General features: G+C 37.1%; 9 protein-coding genes. All 9 read left to right on the top strand.

Translation table 11 applies throughout. From position 1 onward, the window contains the following. Nucleotides 1-6 precede the first annotated feature (6 nt). Nucleotides 7-2,235 (top strand): glycoside hydrolase family 97 protein, encoded by a 2,229-nt coding sequence (locus tag GCQ56_RS10595; RefSeq protein ID WP_227006050.1) that lies wholly within the window; start codon nucleotides 7-9, stop codon nucleotides 2,233-2,235. A 23-nt stretch (nucleotides 2,236-2,258) separates the two neighbouring features. Then, complete coding sequence (gene bglX, locus GCQ56_RS10590) at nucleotides 2,259-4,547, top strand: beta-glucosidase BglX (RefSeq protein WP_227006049.1); 2,289 nt, start codon at nucleotides 2,259-2,261, stop codon at nucleotides 4,545-4,547. Nucleotides 4,548-4,647: 100 nt separating this feature from the next. Next, a complete protein-coding gene (locus tag GCQ56_RS10585; RefSeq protein ID WP_227006048.1) occupies nucleotides 4,648-7,725 on the top strand; it encodes a TonB-dependent receptor in 3,078 nt (1,025 codons plus the stop codon). 47 nt (nucleotides 7,726-7,772) lie between these two features. Further along, complete coding sequence (locus tag GCQ56_RS10580; protein ID WP_227006047.1) at nucleotides 7,773-9,314, top strand: RagB/SusD family nutrient uptake outer membrane protein; 1,542 nt, start codon at nucleotides 7,773-7,775, stop codon at nucleotides 9,312-9,314. A gap of 144 nt (nucleotides 9,315-9,458) precedes the next feature. Further along, a complete protein-coding gene (locus tag GCQ56_RS10575; RefSeq protein ID WP_152734433.1) occupies nucleotides 9,459-11,186 on the top strand; it encodes a LamG-like jellyroll fold domain-containing protein in 1,728 nt (575 codons plus the stop codon). Between the two features lie 215 nt (nucleotides 11,187-11,401). After that, nucleotides 11,402-13,786, top strand: coding sequence for a glucoamylase family protein (locus tag GCQ56_RS10570; RefSeq protein WP_152734432.1), 2,385 nt, complete (start codon nucleotides 11,402-11,404; stop codon nucleotides 13,784-13,786). Between the two features lie 12 nt (nucleotides 13,787-13,798). Then, a complete protein-coding gene (locus tag GCQ56_RS10565) occupies nucleotides 13,799-15,184 on the top strand; it encodes a glucoamylase family protein (RefSeq protein WP_152734431.1) in 1,386 nt (461 codons plus the stop codon). Next, nucleotides 15,174-15,974 carry a prolyl oligopeptidase family serine peptidase gene (locus tag GCQ56_RS10560; RefSeq protein WP_152734430.1) on the top strand — a complete coding sequence of 267 codons (801 nt, stop codon included), beginning with the start codon at nucleotides 15,174-15,176 and terminating at the stop codon, nucleotides 15,972-15,974. Before GCQ56_RS10565 ends, GCQ56_RS10560 begins: the two co-directional genes overlap by 11 nt. Nucleotides 15,975-16,001: 27 nt before the next feature. Then, nucleotides 16,002-17,807 (top strand): family 43 glycosylhydrolase, encoded by a 1,806-nt coding sequence (locus GCQ56_RS10555; protein ID WP_152734429.1) that lies wholly within the window; start codon nucleotides 16,002-16,004, stop codon nucleotides 17,805-17,807. Nucleotides 17,808-17,819 lie beyond the last annotated feature (12 nt).

Here is a 17,819-nt window from a genome sequence, read left to right as displayed (position 1 = left end):
GAAAAGATGAAGAAAAGAATGGATATGAAGTTGATTTCTAGAAAAATTCTGAGCGTTATAGTTTTCGCATTGTTATTAGTTAACTATGGCTATTCACAATCCTATGAGTTGTACTCTCCGGATGAAAATGTGTTGATGACCTTTTATATCAAGGATGGTAAACCAGCTTATCAATTGTCCTTTGGACAAAAGTTTGTGATTAATGAATCATTTCTTGGATTTGAATTGGTAGATAATCAAATTAATACAAGTCATATGGATGTTAAATCCGGCGAAAATAGGGGTACTTCATCTTTATGTGAAGGCTTTCAAATCAAAGATGAGCCAGTGTATTCGGCACATGATGATTTTTGGGAACCTGTATTGGGTGAATGGAAAAGTATTCGCAATCAATACAATGAAATGATTATCCAATTGTACCAGGAAAATTCAGGTCGACAAATGAATGTACATTTTCGTGTGTTTAACGACGGATTAGGATTTCGTTACGAGTTTCCACAGCAGCAGAATCTGCAACATTTCATTATAAAAGAAGAATGTACAGAGTTTGCTATGGCTGGTGATCATACGGCATGGTGGATACCTGGAGATTACGATACGCAAGAATACAAGTATACAGAGAGTAAGCTGTCTGAAATTAAGGAATACATTTCAACAGCAGTTACATCCAATGCATCACAACAAATTTTTTCGGAGACTGGAGTACAGACATCATTGATGATGCGCACTGAAGATGGCTTGTATATCAACTTGCACGAAGCTGCACTTATTGAGTATTCTACCATGCATCTGGATTGGAAGAATGACACACAAAAGTTCATTTCACATCTTACTCCAGACGCTCTTGGAAATAAAGCTTATTTGCAAACGCCTTACAAATCACCATGGCGAACGATTATTGTAGGTGATGAAGCCGCTGATATTCTAAGGTCAAATATGACCCTTAACCTCAATGAACCATGTGAATTTGAGCAAACGGATTGGATTCAGCCGGTAAAATATATTGGTATTTGGTGGGAAATGATAACAGGTAAATCAACTTGGTCATATTCCAATTTGGCTAGTGTAAAATTAGGTGTAACAGATTATTCATCAGTTACACCTAATGGACTACATGCGGCTAATAATGCACATGTTCGCGAATATATTGATTTTGCTGCAGAGCATGGATTTGATGCTGTGTTGGTAGAAGGTTGGAATCAGGGATGGGAAGATTGGTTCGATAAATCCAAGGATTATGTGTTTGATTTTATGACTGCTTATCCTGATTTTGATGTGAAAGCCTTAAATGAATATGCTGAGTCTAAAAATGTTAGATTGATGATGCATCATGAAACTTCCGGATCGGTAAGAAATTACGAACGTCATATGGATGAGGCATATCAATTTATGGTGGATAATGGTTATAACTCGGTAAAAAGTGGATATGTTGGAAATATCATTCCACGAGGAGAACATCATTACGGACAATGGATGGTGAATCATTATTTACATGCAGTGCGTAAAGCTGCTGATTATAAAATTATGGTGAACGCACATGAAGCCGTGAGACCAACAGGTTTGTGCAGATCTTTTCCTAATATGATTGGGAATGAATCTGCCCGAGGTACCGAGTTTTATGCTTTTGGTGGAAACAACCCGGATCATACCACTATTTTACCTTTTACAAGGTTAGTGGGAGGACCTATGGATTTCACTCCAGGAATTTTCCAAATGGATTTGACAAAGCTGAATCCCAACAATCATTCTCAGGTCAATAGCACTTTAGCCAATCAGTTGGCTTTATATGTAACCATGTATAGTCCATTGCAAATGGCGGCCGATGTGATCGAACACTACAAAGAACATTTGGATGCATTTCAGTTTATCAAAGATGTTGCGTTAGACTGGGATGATACAAGAATTCTGGAAGCAGAACCAGGTGATTATATCACTTATGCCAGAAAAGAAAAGGGTTCAGATAATTGGTTTGTAGGAAGAACAAATGATGAGTTGAAGCGCTATTCAGAGATTAGCTTTGATTTTCTGGATAATGATAAGAAATACGTTGCAACAATTTATGCTGATGGTAAAGACGCTCATTTTAAACAAAATCCTGCATCATATACCATTAATAAGTTCAAAGTAAATTCAAAATCAAAACTAAGACAGTTTTGTGCACCAGGTGGAGGATATGCAATTAGCATTATCTGTTCACGTGATAAAGCAGAAATAAAAGGATTGAAAAAATTATAATACAGATTTAGTAAAAAGGAATAATGAAGAATAAGTTTATTTATAGTGCAATAATTGCCGGAATGTCATTATTTGGATGCCAATCCAATAATGGTACGGTGAACAGTGGATGGAAAAGTTATAGTCAGGACCCTGTGATTGAATACAAGGTGGATTCATTACTAGCACTGATGACCCTTGAGGAGAAGATAGGTCAAATGGCTCAATTCTCGGGACATACTAACTTAACCGGACCTGCAACAGGTGATGATTTTCGCGAGTATGTTGATAAGGGATTGGTTGGCAGTATATTCAATGTGTTTTCGGTAGATGCTTTAAGAAAGATTCAAGAATATGCTGTTGAAAAGTCACGTTTGAATATTCCTGTGCTTTTTGCAGCTGATGTAATTCATGGATATAAAACAACCTTTCCTATTCCTTTGGCGGAGTCTTGTTCCTGGGATCTGGAATTGATGGAACAAAGTGCCAGAACTGCAGCAATAGAAGCTACTGCAGATGGGATTAGCTGGAATTTTGCACCAATGGTAGATATTGCACGTGATCCACGATGGGGACGTGTTATGGAAGGAGCAGGAGAAGATCCATATTTAGGAAGTCTGGTGGCAAGTGCTCGTGTTAAAGGATTTCAGGGAATTAGTAGTTACAAGGATTTGGCACAAACTAACACATTGATTGCATGTGCCAAACATTTTGCTGCCTATGGTGCCGCAGAGGCAGGACGTGATTACAATACTGTGGATATTTCGGATCATCGTTTACGTGAGACTTATTTCCCTCCGTTTGAAGCGGCTATTGATGCAGGTGTAGCTTCTTTTATGACTGCCTTTAATGAAATTGCGGGAGTTCCATGTACAGGAAGTAAATATTTATATACTGATGTTCTTAGGGATGAATGGGATTTTAGGGGAATGGTTGTAACCGATTATACAGCTATTGAGGAAATGATAGATCATGGTTCTGCCAAAGACTTGAAAGAAGCTGGTATGCAATCGGTGAATGCTGGTATCGATATGGATATGAAGAGTATGGCTTTTACTAAGCACCTGGAAGAGTTGGTAAAGGAAGGAAAAGTAGCTGAATCAACAATTGACAGAGCAGCTGCAAGAATTCTGGAAATGAAGTTCATGCTTGGACTTTTTGAAGATCCATTCAAGTACTTTAATGAAGAAAGAGCAAAAGAAATGGTGGGAAATCCAGCACATCTTGATCAGGCTTTGGAGGTGACTCAGCGTTCTATTGTATTATTGAAAAATAAGGATCAGGTGTTACCGGTAAATCCACAAAATAAAAAACGTGTGGCTTTAATCGGACCAATGGTTAAAGAACGAAATAGCTTAAACGGTGAATGGGCTATTAGAGGTGATCGTAATGAAAGTATCACTCTTTATGAAGGACTAATGGATCGTTATGCAAAAAGTAGTGTCTCCTTTTCCTATGCCAAAGGGTGTGGTCTTGATGAAGAGGATGATATGAAAGGATTAAATGAGGCAATGCGTGTAGCTACTAGCAGTGATGTTATAGTTTTAGCGCTAGGAGAAGACTACAACTGGTCTGGTGAAGCTGCTTGTCGAACCAATTTGAAACTTCCGAAACCTCAATTAAGATTAATGAAGGCATTAAAGAAGACCAATAAACCAATTGTGCTTGTTCTCTTTAATGGACGTCCTTTAGATCTTTCCTGGGAAGATGAAAATGTAGATGCAATTGTTGAGGCATGGTACCCGGGAACTATGGCTGGGTTAGCTGTTGCCGATGTTCTTTCAGGAGCATATAATCCTTCGGCTAAGCTAACGCTAACATTTCCTCGAAATATTGGACAAATACCAATTTATTACAATCATAAGAATACCGGTAGACCATATATTGACGGTAGTGGTGCTGACTATCTTTCATCGTACAGAGATGTACCTAACTCTCCTTTGTATCCTTTTGGATATGGACTAAGTTATACCAATTTCGAGTATAAGTCTTTAAAGTTGAGTGCTACCTCATTGAATGAAGATGGTAAGATAGAGGTTACTGCTGAGGTGGAGAATACTGGTCATTATGCAGGAGAGGAAATTGTACAATTATATATTCAGGACGTTTCAGCATCTGTTACCAGACCGGTTAAAGAACTAAAAGGATTTGAGAAAATACATCTTGAAATGGGAGAGTCACAAATTGTGAATTTCACAATTGATAGAAGCACAATTGAATTTTTGGGCTTGAATAAACAGTCAATAGTTGAACCTGGTAAGTTTCGACTTTGGATTGGATCACATTCAGCTGATGAAGTTTTAAGTGCTGAATTTGAACTAATAATGGAGTGATAAAAGTGTAAAGTATAGCATGCTACAGATAAAATAAATAGTCTGTAGTATGTTATAATGGATTGAAATTACCTAAATTCTAATCATAAAAAGTAATTCTATGTTAAGAGAAATTCTAAAGAGCGTTTTTGCACAATTGTTCAAATCAATTGGAACAATAGGCGCAATCAAGAAAAATTATGCCAGGATGTTGGTTGTGATTTTAATGCTGTTAGTTCCTTTCAACGTTCTAATAGCTCAGAATCATGCTGTGAATGGCATTGTTACTGATGCTAGTGGTGAACCACTAATTGGTGTAACTGTTATTGTTGAAGGTACAACTAATGGAACTTCGACAGCAATTGATGGTTCATATACCTTATCTGATGTGCCTGTAGATGGAACTTTGGTTTATTCATTTATCGGGATGATTCCACAATCCTATCCAGTAAACGGACAAACAACTATTAATGTAGTCTTGCAACAAGATAGTGAGCTTGTGGGAGAAGTTATTGTTGTTGGTTATGGAAAAATGAATGTAAAAGATTTGACTTCATCAATCACAACAGTTAAATCTGAAGACTTAATGAAAACTCCTTCCGGACAAGCGATACAAGCTTTGCAGGGAAAAGTAGCCGGTGTACAAATTGTTAGCGCTGGTTCTCCTGGTGATTCCCCAACCATGCGTGTTAGAGGTATTGGTTCTTACCCGGGAAACAATAGCGAGAATCCATTATTTGTAGTGGATGGTGTATTATACGACAATATAGACTTTCTGAATTCTTCTGATATCGAGTCAATGTCAGTGTTAAAAGATGCTTCTGCTTCTGCAATTTATGGTGTTCGAGCTGCTAATGGTGTTGTTTTGATCGAGACCAAGAGTGGTAGAAAAAATCAAAAAGCCACAATTACATATGATGGATACTATGGTGTTCAGGTTGCGGCTGATGTTTTAAAAATGGCGAATGCAGAACAATATACACAAATGATCATGGAATCTGGATCTAGTGCCGATATCGCAAAGGTTTACGAATCGATGCAACAATTTGGTAGAAGCCATGATAACCCAAATATTCCTGCAACAAACACAAACTGGTACGACGAAGTGATGCGAACAGCTTCAATACAAAACCATAGTTTGAATGTTGCTGGTGGGTCAGACAAAGCTATTTATGCTTTAGGTTTTAGTTATTTTGATCAGGAAGGTATTTTAGATATGAAGAATGATTACAACCGTCTTAACCTGAGAGCAAAGATAGATTACGATGTAAATGAAGTGCTAAAAGTTGGAGGTAATGTAATTTTTAGTGATGCAGATAAAAATGCACCTGAATCAGGAGCTTGGAGGGAAGCATATTTTGCTGTGCCAATAATGCCAGTATATGATGGTGATAATTTGGCGAACGCTAAATCGATGGGCTATAGAGGATCTCAAAATCCGTTTGTTGCTATGAATTATAGCCGCAATGAATTAAATATTCAAAAAACATTGGCAAGCTTTTATGCGCAAATCAATATTATACCTAATAAGCTTAATTTCAAGACATCATATAGCAAGAATGTTTCAAATCTTACAGAGCGTTACGTGCGCCTTCCTTATGATATTGGTTATCAGACTCAACGTTTACCTGAGGAAGCTTCTATTAAGCGTGTTGACAAGAACTATAAGAATGAAACAATTGATAATGTTTTAACTTATACAGACTCTTTCGACAAGCATAATTTAACGGTAATGGCAGGTCATTCATATCGCGATGATAGTTTTGTTGGTTTTGAAGCAAAAGGACTTGATTTTCCTTATCAGGATGAAAAATCTTGGTACTTAAGTCAAGCTAAAACTATTGAAGAAGGATCTGTTATTGATTATGGATCGAGATATTATGGGATCTCATATTTTGGTCGTGTATCATATAATTACGATAGTAAGTATTTAATTTATGGTACATTTAGAGCTGATGGTAGTTCTAAATACCAGGAAAAGTGGGGTTATTTCCCTACAATTGGTGCAGGTTGGGTTCTTTCTGAAGAAGACTTTATGAAAGATGTTTTATTTGTAGATTTCTTAAAAGTAAGAGCTAGTTGGGGTGAACTTGGTAATAACAATGTTCAGGCAAATGATGGTACTTCTACTGCTAATGTTGTAGATGCTGCTCTTGGAGATAACAAAATCCCAGGTACGGTAACTCAGAATATATACTCTTTCCTAAAATGGGAGGTGAGTACAGAGACTAACTTTGGAATCACTTCTACACTTCTAAATTCAAGACTTTCATTGGATGCAGATTACTATGTACGTGATACAGATAATGCAGCCATTAGTGTAAAAGAACCTTTCACAAGCTTTTCTACCTTAAGAAATGTTGGAGTTATTCGTAATTCAGGTTTCGAATTGGCGGTAAATTGGAATGATAGTTTTGCCAAAGACTGGAGTTATAGTGTTGGATTTAATGTGTCAACATTGAAAAATGAAGTAAGAGATTTGAATGGTCAACCATATATTGATGCAGGACAGGCTGAATTTCGCCAGCGAAGTGCAGTAGGTGAGCCATTGATGTCCTTCTATGGTTGGAAGACCGATGGGATTTACCAAAATCAAGCGGAAATTGATGCTGATCCTATTGCTGTTGCCAATGGTTTGGAACCAGGGGATTACCGCTATGTAAATCAAAATGGCGATGATGTTATTGATGATAAAGATCGTGTATTTCTTGGATCATATTTTCCTGATTTAACTTATGGATTTGATTTTTCAGTGAATTATAAGAATTGGAATCTATCGGCTAGTTTCTACGGACAAAAAGGGAATAAAATCTTAAACCGTAAGCGTGGTGAAATTCTTTGGACTGCAGATGGTAATATGGATGCTGATTTAGCTTCTAACCTTTGGAGAGGAGAAGGTACTTCTAATAAATATGTTTCTTCTGCAGGATTGCGTAAAGGGTGGAATCAAAAAATGAGTAATTATTTTGTTGAAGATGGTTCATTCTTTAGAATCCAAAATATTCAGCTATCCTATTTATTCTCTAAAAAATCTTTATGGGGTGTAAACATGCCTGATACTAAAATAATATTGACAGCCGATCGTCCTGTAACATTTACAGATTACAATGGATTTGATCCTGAGATAGCTAATGGTATTGATACACAAACGTATCCAATTCCTGCTTCTTATACTTTAGGGCTAAATATTAATTTTTAAGCAATCAGATTGCATTATTAAAAAGGATAACATATAAAAATATGATAATGAAAACAACATATAAAACAATGATAGTGACACTATTATTTGCTATGAGTATAGCCTTTACATCGTGTCACGACGATCTTGATGAGTTGCCTGAAAACAGAACTTTTGTTGAGGAGATTGATTATACGAATGAAGCGAATATGTATGGTGCTCTTGTTGGTGTTTATGCCGAGTTCTCTTCAAGAGGATGGGAAGATATTCCAACAATAGCTGTTCGTGGTGACGATGTAAATCATGGTGGAGAAGGTGACCAGCAGGGATTTGCTGATATTGATGACTTTAAATATGATAATGGATATTGGATGATCAATTCGGTTTGGAAAAATTTCTATGGCGATATTTTTAAATTCAATGCTGCTATCGAAGAGTTCGAGAAATATAGAGAAGCTGGTATTAGTTCGAACACAGTTGATCAATACATTGCAGAAGCAAAAGTTTTGCGTTCTTTTTGTTTGTTGCAGATCTCTCGTTCTTTCGGTACAATAATGACACCTGAGACATCTCAACCTAGTGAGTTGTATAGTTTGGGATTAAAGTCGAAGGCTGAAGTAATGCAGTATATCGTTGATCAAATTTCTGAAGTAAAAAGTAGTTTGGTAAAAACTCATCCTGCCGATCGTAGCGATATCCCTGGTGGTGTAAATCTATATACAGCCCTTTCTATTGAAGCAATTGCTCAGTTAGAGTTGAAGAACTATCAAGGTGTAGCAGATGCAACATCTGAAATTATTTCAAGTGGTGCTTATCAATTGGAAGATAATTATTACGAGTTATTCAAAATTCCTGGGAAACTAAGCTCTGAGAATATATTAGAATTACAATATTCTGATTTTGGCGAAGGTACTGGTGATCAGATTAGTCACTTATTTGCGTTTTACGGACCACAAAACTGGACCCCTGCGGTTGATGGAGCTGAATCTGGTTGGGGATTTTATGAGCCAAGTTTAAAATTTGTCAAGTTTATGCTTGACAGAGGTGAGACTGTTCGTTTAGAAACTAGCGTTTTGTTTACGGACAGAGGAATTGCTGAAATTCAAAAAGATGGAGAATACCCTAATTTGCCATCATTTGTATCAAATACCACTAGAGATGGAGATGTAATTAATGATTATGCACGTGCATTTTTCGCAAGTGGTAAGCATTATTTGCCTTCCGATCAATTGATTTCTGGAAGAACCTCATACGGTTCAAATAAAAACTATACTGTAATTCGTTACGCCGAAATATTACTGATGCATGCAGAAGCTCTAGTAGGAGGTGCTACCGGTTCTGAAATATCAGCAGATCAGGCGGTTAATGCCTTGAGAACAAGAGCAGGATTAGGGAATTTATCTGGCGTTACTCTAGATCAGGTAATGGATGAAAAATTTGCAGAATTGGCTATGGAGTGGGGAATTCGTTTTTATGATATGGTACGTTTGGGCAAATATGATGAGTTAAGTTATGAAGGTAGAACCTTTACCGCTGATAAGGCATTTATGCCATATCCATTGGAACAGTCGGATGCCTTACCAATTCTTAAGGATGCGATTCAAGAATAAAAATCTGGTGTAGGAGATTGACTTTTACATGCTTTTATAAATAATTATGAAACGAACATGATTAAAATAATTAGTAACAAACACGGTAATAATTATTTTGATCTTGCGACTTCCATCTGACAAATACATATAAATTATAAACAGATGAAACATATATATAAATTATTAGTTGGAGTATTGATGTTTGTTGCATTTGCGTGCGACAATGATCTGGATTCTATTACTCATGCTCCAAAGGGTATTGACGAAAATGCTCCGATGGTCACTATAAATTATCCTCAAGAAGGTGAATTGGTACAGGATTCTCTTGAGATTGCTCCTGTTACCTTTAAAATTACAGTTGAAGATGATGTTGAAATGAAACAGGTGGTTGTAGAGCTTGATGGACAGGAAATTGAAAATTATACATCATTTACCGATTATATGGTGGTGAAAAAAGAGATTATTTATCCTACACTTGAAGTAGGAGCACATACTCTTACTGTTACAGCTACTGACTTGACTGATAAAACAACAACATCAACGGTAAATTTTTTGCGTGTAACTGATTTTGGAATGGTAGGACCACTTCCTGATGAGAGTTTTTACATGCCGTTTGATGGTGATGATATTGATCGTTTTGCTTATCGTATGGATAATGTATCCATTTTTGGTTCACCATTATTTAATGATTCAGGATGGCAAAAAGAAGCATATGAAGGTGCGGAGGATGCTTATCTTACAGTTCCGGTAAATGGATTAACTTCCGATGAGTTCTCAGCAGCATTCTGGTACAAAGTAAATGCTACACCTGATAGAGCAGGTATTCTTGTAGTTGGTGCTCCTGATGAGGGAAAAGCTGTAGATGCTCAAAATAATCGTAAATACGGATTCCGTTTATTCCGTGAAGGAAATGAAGAAAAGCAAAGAATTAAGTTGAATGTTGGGAACGGAGAAGGAGATGCTTGGAATGATGGGGGCGAAATTGATGTAAACGATGAATGGGTTCATGTTGCATTTACAATTTCTGCTACTAATTCTGTGATTTATATTAATGGTGAGGCTGTTAATCAGAATGATATAACAGGTGTGAGCTGGGATAATTGTGAAATTATGTCGATTATGTCCGGTGATCCAAATTTTAATGAATGGGGACATAAATCAGACGGAAGCTTAATGGATGAATTAAGATTGTTTAATAAGGCTCTTACAACAGAAGAGGTAAGTGCTATTATGGCTGATGTTCCGGATGTTTTGGAAAGTGAGTCCTTCTATTTGTCGTTTAATGGAACTTATTTACCAGAACAGGTCGCATCTACAATTGGATTGCCATCTTATACTGAAGACAGTTATTCACGTGAAGCATATTTGGGAGCTGAGGATGCATATTTAACTGTTCCTGCTTTAGGATTCCTAAGTGATGAAATTTCTGCAACTTTCTGGTATAAGGTGAATGGTACGCCTGATCGCTCGGGTATTCTTGTAGTAGGTGCTCCTGATGAAGGAAAAGCTATAGATGCACAAAATAATCGTAAATATGGATTCCGTTTGTTCCGTGAAGGTACTGACGAAAAGCAAAGAATTAAGCTGAATGTTGGAAATGGCGAAAGCGATGCATGGAACGATGGTGGCGAAATTGACGTAAACGGTGAATGGGTTCATATTGCATTTACAATTTCGGCAACAAATTCTGTAATTTATATCAATGGCGAATCAGTTAATCAAAATGATATAACAGGAGTAAGCTGGGAGAATTGTGAAATCATGTCTATCATGTCAGGTGATCCTTATTTCAATGAATGGGGACATAAGTCTGATGCAAGTATCATGGATGAGCTTCGCTTCTATAATAAAGCATTAACTCAAGCTGAAGTAATGGCAACTATGCAATAAAAATGATTGTGAATTTTAAATAAGCATATTGTTATGAATGATGAAGGCTACTTAAGAACTCTTTTGAGTAGCCTTCATTTCTTAAAATACAGTCGAATTAAATATGATTTGTATTAAAAATTAGAGCTGTATGTCGAACTTTATTCGATAGCTCATTGAAAAATAGTTGGGTTGTTAGATGAGCCTGAATCAAGCACAGTAGAATAAGGAATTGTATGATGAGAAATTTACTAATAATAATAATAGGTCTGTTATCAAGCTTTTTGGCAAAAGCACAGGTTGTCTTTTTTGACGAAGGTACCACTTCATCCTACTACGATCAGGGAATCGTTGATATTAATAATCTGGGGAATAGCCAATTTGAGCACACCTATCCTCCGGGCAATCCACAATGGAATGATAAGATTCCATGTGTAACAAGTTCCTACAAAGGAAGTACTGCTCTAAAATTTAACTACACTTCTTCTTCTGATGGAAATTGGAAAGTAACGGTCTATAAAAAATCATGGAGTACAGCTGATATTACATCCAGCGATTCGCTTTCCTTTTATTTGTATTGTGAGGAAGATTTTCCAGCAGAAGCCCTTCCAAAAATTGCCATAAAAGCGAACCTGAAAAGTGGTTCCGGCGATCAAACTACAGCCTTATATACATTAAGCGATTACAACGAAAGCGCACTTGCCGGACAATGGATACAAATCCGTTTCCCTCTCGGAAATATTCTGAACGACAGTCAGAACTCAGACTTGGATTTTACCCAAAGTAAAGGAATTATTTTTAACCAATCGGAAAGCGATAATAGCAGCCGATTGATATATATTGATGAAATTACCACTTATGAATATATGGAATTTGTACCGGAAGTTACAGATTTTAAGACTACAGGTTACGATTCGCATGTGGAATTGGAATGGGAGACTCCACAGGAAGATTTAAACTACAGAATTGAAGCATCATTTGATGGTGGTAATAACTATGAATTAAGAGCTGAAACGGCAGATAATTATTTACTTGATTTTATTCCTCAAAAAGCTCGCAATACTTCCATCCAATATCGAATTTACACTATAGCTGGCGGCAATAAATCGGCAGCGGTTACAAATCAAGCCAGTGTTCGAGACTACTCAGATGATGAATTGATGAATATGGTTCAAGAGTATACCTTTCGTTATTTCTGGGAAGGAGCGGACCCGAACTCTGGCATGACCAAGGAAAGGACATCAGGGACAGCTGTTGCATCAGGCGCTTCAGGAATGGGATTAATGGCTATGATTGTGGCTTATGAAAGAAGTTATCGTCCCCAGAGTGAGGTAAAAGATCGTATACTGCAGATGCTTAATTTTCTAAAAACCTGCGATAGACACCATGGAGCTTGGTCGCATTGGTACCATGGGAATTCAGGAGTTACAAAACCTTTTAGTACTAAAGATGATGGAGGCGATATGGTTGAAACATCTTTTGTTGCATCAGCCTTGATTGCTTTAAAGAATTATTTCATTTCGAATGACAATCAATCTATTCAGATCAGAGAAATGGCAGATGAACTTTGGCGGGAAATAGAATGGGATTGGTATCAGAATAATGGAGAAGATCAGCTTTATTGGCACTGGTCGCCAAATTACGATTTTGAAATGAATATGAGGATCAGGGGATGGAACGAAAGTTTGATTACCTATATTATGGCTGCTTCGTCACCTACATATGGTATTTCAAAAGAGGTATATGATAATGGCTGGGCTAATAATGGAGGGATGGTCAATTCGCGTTCCTTTTATGGATATGATATTAGCTTAGCTCCAGATTACGGGGGACCTCTTTTCTGGATTCATTACACACATTTAGGTATCAATCCACATAATCTATACGATGCTTATGCTGACTACTGGGAGGAGCATGTAAATACAGTGAAAATTCATCATACCTATGCAGTCAATAATCCCAAAGGACATAAAAATTATAGTGATAAATGTTGGGGATTAACCTCAAGCGATGATCCTGATAAAGGATATTCTTCTCATAAACCTTTATATGAAGATAATGGCACTATCGCTCCAACTGCTGCCTTGGCATCTATGCCTTATGCACCCGAAGAATCGATGAAAGCAATAAAATATTTCTATCGCGAACGGGGCAGTGACTTATTTGGACGATATGGTTTTTATGATGCTTTCAATGACAATCAGAATTGGGTAAAACAGGATTATCTGGGAATTGATCAGGGACCAATCCTAATCATGTTGGAAAATTATAGAACTGGTCTACTTTGGGAATCTGTGATGAACGATAGCGATGTGCAGGAAGGTCTTTCCACACTTGGTTTTAACCAAATTACTTCTGTACCCGATTGGGAAACTAAATCAGACTTGGCAATTTATCCTAATCCAAGCGAAGGACAATTTAAGTTATCGTTTCCTGAAATAGCATCAAAGGGCATAAGTATTAGGATATATAATTTACAAGGACAACAGGTTTATTATGAGGAGACATACTCTTTATCTTCTGAACTTGAAGTAAATGCTTCGAACCTAAGTGCAGGTTGTTATGTATTTGTGCTTCAGGTTAACGACCAATCTTTTACTACAAAACTAATTATCAAATAATACAGCATTACAATGCGAATCAAAATACTACTTTATTTACTTACGATTATAACACTGCATGCCTGTGTTGTTTCAACAAAAAAATCAAAGAGTTCGAATGCTGCCAATAAATCTGCTTTAAGCGATGAGCAATTACTCGATACTGTGCAATATCAAACCTTTCAATATTTCTGGGAAGGAGCTGAAGAAAATTCGGGTATGGCTTGTGAGCGAATCCATTTAGATGGAGATTATCCTCACAAGGATCAGAATGTTGTTACTATAGGTGGCTCCGGGTTTGGACTTATGGCTATTTTAGTTGGTGTTGAAAGGGGATTTGTAAGCAGGGAAGAGGCATTTATACGCTTTCAAAAGATTGTGAATTTTTTAAGTACTGCAGATCGATTTCATGGAGCTTGGCCACATTGGCTAGAAGGCGATACAGGTAATGTAAAACCATTTGGTCGTAAAGATAATGGGGGCGATTTGGTTGAAACTGCTTTTATGATTCAGGGATTGTTGACAGTGGCAGAGTATTATCGAGATGGTAGTGAAGAGGAACAGCAACTGGTTAAAGACATTGAGGAATTGTGGCAGGAGGTAGAGTGGGATTGGTATACAAAGGGAGAAAATGTTTTGTATTGGCATTGGTCGCCAAATTTTGGCTGGGATATGAATTTTCCAGTGGGTGGATACAATGAGTGTCTGATCATGTACATTCTCGCTTCATCATCACCTACACATTCGGTTAAACCAGAAGTTTACCATCAGGGCTGGACTTGTAATGGAAACATTAGCAAGGATACCGTTTTTTATAACCTGCCAACCATCCTTAACTATTACGAACATAGTGATGATCCGATTGGTCCTCTGTTTTGGGCACATTATTCTTACTTAGGATTAAATCCGAATGGATTAAAGGACAAATACGCTGATTATGGAGAATTGACAAGAAATCATGCTAAAATACATTACAGGTATTGTGTTGATAATCCTAAAGGTTACAAAGGTTATGGGGAAAAACAATGGGGATTGACCTCGAGCTATTCTATGAAAGGATATTCTGGTCATCATCCTGGAGAAAGTGATCTGGGAGTTATTGCACCTACAGCTGCTTTAAGCTCATTTCCTTACACTCCAAAAGAATCTATGCAATTTCTTAGATACCTATACACTGAAGCGGATTCTTTGGTAGGAAAATTTGGTCCATATGATGCGTATAGCCATTCTAATGAATGGTATATGCCGAGATATCTTGCCATCGATCAAGGACCAATTCCTGTGATGATAGAAAATTACAGGACCGGATTATTGTGGAATCTTTTTATGAGGAACAAAGATGTTCAAGAGGGATTGAAGAAATTGGATTTTAGTGTTCAAAAGAGTTCTCTTAAAGAAATGGTAGGGAATGATAAATAAGAGTATATACAAGGGGATTGCAGTTTTCATTTTTTTTATGGGAGCAATAACTTGTGTGGCACAAAAAGGAGGTACATTTCAAAAATCTTTATTTGTCCAAGATGGAGATACTTTGAAATATCAAATTATGTATCCGATTAATTATGACGAATCAAAGCAGTATCCGCTTATTCTTTTTTTGCATGGAGCAGGCGAGCGGGGAAATGATAATGAACGTCAGATGAAATTGGGTTCGCATATTTTCAGAGATAAGGAGAATCAAAAAGATTATCCAGCCATTGTACTTTTTCCGCAGTGTTCAAAAGATGTGATGTGGACTAATCGCAGAAAATTTAAAAAGCCAGATCGTATGGTATTTGAGTTTCCCGTAAGCGCCCCTGCACCTCGCCCATCTCAATTGGTGAATGCCTTGGTAGAGCAATTTGTGGCAAATAAAAAGGTAAATGCTGATAGGATGTATGTGATGGGAATATCGATGGGAGGAATAGGAGCATTGGAATACTTGTACCGTTGGTCCGACAAGTATGCTGCAGCCTATATTGTGTGTGGTGGACATAATGATGATTTAGCCAGGTATTATGCTAATGTTCCAATATGGTTTGCACATGGCGATAAGGATCAAGTGGTACCCATTGATTATTCTCGATCAGTATATGAAAAATTATCTCCATTGAATCAGAATACTCGTTTTAAGATTTATCCCGGTATGGGACATAGTATTTGGACACCAGCCTTCGAAGAAAAAGACTTGTTGTACTGGCTGTTCCAATTCTCGAAATCAGTAAATTGAAAGATAAATATCAAAAATACAAAGCAAATGCAGGCAATAAAAAGCATTTTTTTAGTGATTGGTTTATGCCTTTCGGCGATGAGTAATGCCCAGGAAATTATACCTCAAACTTATTGTAATCCTTTGGATATCGACTATACCTATATGGTATACAATTCAAGCAAGAACATTTCATATCGATCGGGTGCGGATCCTGCTGTGGTAGAATTTCGTGATGAATACTATATGTTTGTTACTCGTTCGTTTGGTTACTGGCACTCGCGTGATTTGGTCAACTGGGATTTTATCAAGCCGCAGCAATGGTTTTTCGAAGGTTGTAATGCACCTACTGCCTATAACTATAAGGATTCACTACTATATTTTGCTGGTGATCCGGCTGGGTATGGCAGTATATTATATACCGATGATCCAAAAAGTGGCAAATGGACTCCTACTGCTTCTATCACCAATGGTATTCAGGATTCAGAATTGTTTATTGATGATGATGGTAAAGCTTATTTGTATTGGGGATCATCGAATGTTTATCCAATAAAAGTTAAGCAGTTGAATAAAGATGATAGAATGCTGGTTGTTGGAGATACAAAAGAATTGATAAACCTTGTTGAAGAAGAGCATGGGTGGGAACGATTCGGGGAAAATAATTTTCATCCCACTTTAAAGGAAGGTTATATGGAAGGTGCATCCATGACCAAATACAATGGCAAATATTATCTGCAATATGCAGCTCCTGGAACACAATTCAATGTATATGCCGACGGGGTTTATGTTGGGGATTCACCTTTTGGACCCTTTACCTATATGAAAAGTAATCCTATGAGTTTTAAGCCTGGTGGATTTACTAATGGGGCTGGGCATGGTATTACCATGCAACAAACTAACGGTCAGTACTGGCATTTTGCTACAATGGCTTTGGCCTCGAACTCACATTGGGAGCGTCGTTTGTGTATGTTCCCAACTTATTTTGATGCTGATGATTTGATGTATTCTAAAACTCATTATGGGGATTACCCGCGTTATGCTCCCAGCCATCCTAATAAAGCAGGAGAACATTGTGGATGGATGCTTTTATCCTATAAAGGAAAAACAACAGTATCATCTTCAAAAACACAGATTAGGAAAAGTACCTCTACTGACGATGAGTTTGTTATTAACGAAATGCCTTTCCAAAAAAACGGTGAGGGAGAGATTTTATCAGAAGTCTTGACAGATGAAAGTCCAAAATCATTTTGGGTGGCTGATGATAATGATGATAAGCAATGGGTAAAAATAGAAATGCAGAAGCTAGGTAAAATCTATGCAATTCAATTGAATTATCATGATTATGAAACAGGAATTTATACACGTACCAAAGGTTTGCGACATCGCTTCACAATTGAGGTTTCTAAGGATAACGAAAACTGGCACACTGTAGTGGATCGTAGCAAATCATACAAAGATTCACCAAACGCATATATTGTGTTAAAACAACCAATTACTGCGAAGTATGTAAGGTATAGGAATATAGAAGTTCCAGGTGCTAATCTGGCCATGTCTGAAGTCAGAGTGTTTGGTGTCGGACATGGGAAAAAACCTTCAATGGTGAAGGATTTCTCAATTAAAAGAGAAGGCGACAGGCGAGATGTTAGTTTTTCATGGAAAGAGGTAAAGGGTGCACAGGGATACAATATTCGTTGGGGAATTGCTCCTAATAAAATGTATCAATCATGGTTGCTTTATGATGTTAGTGATCATTTTATGCGCTGTTTAGATCGTGATACACCATACTATTTTTCTATTGAAGCATTTAACGAAAATGGAATTTCGGATAGAACAAAACCATTATTGATAAAATAATTTGGAGCTAAT

It is taken from the genome of Marinifilum sp. N1E240, assembly GCF_009295825.1.
Lineage (GTDB): Bacteria > Bacteroidota > Bacteroidia > Bacteroidales > Marinifilaceae > Marinifilum_A > Marinifilum_A sediminis.
This window is presented reverse-complemented; position numbering and strand designations above follow the sequence as displayed.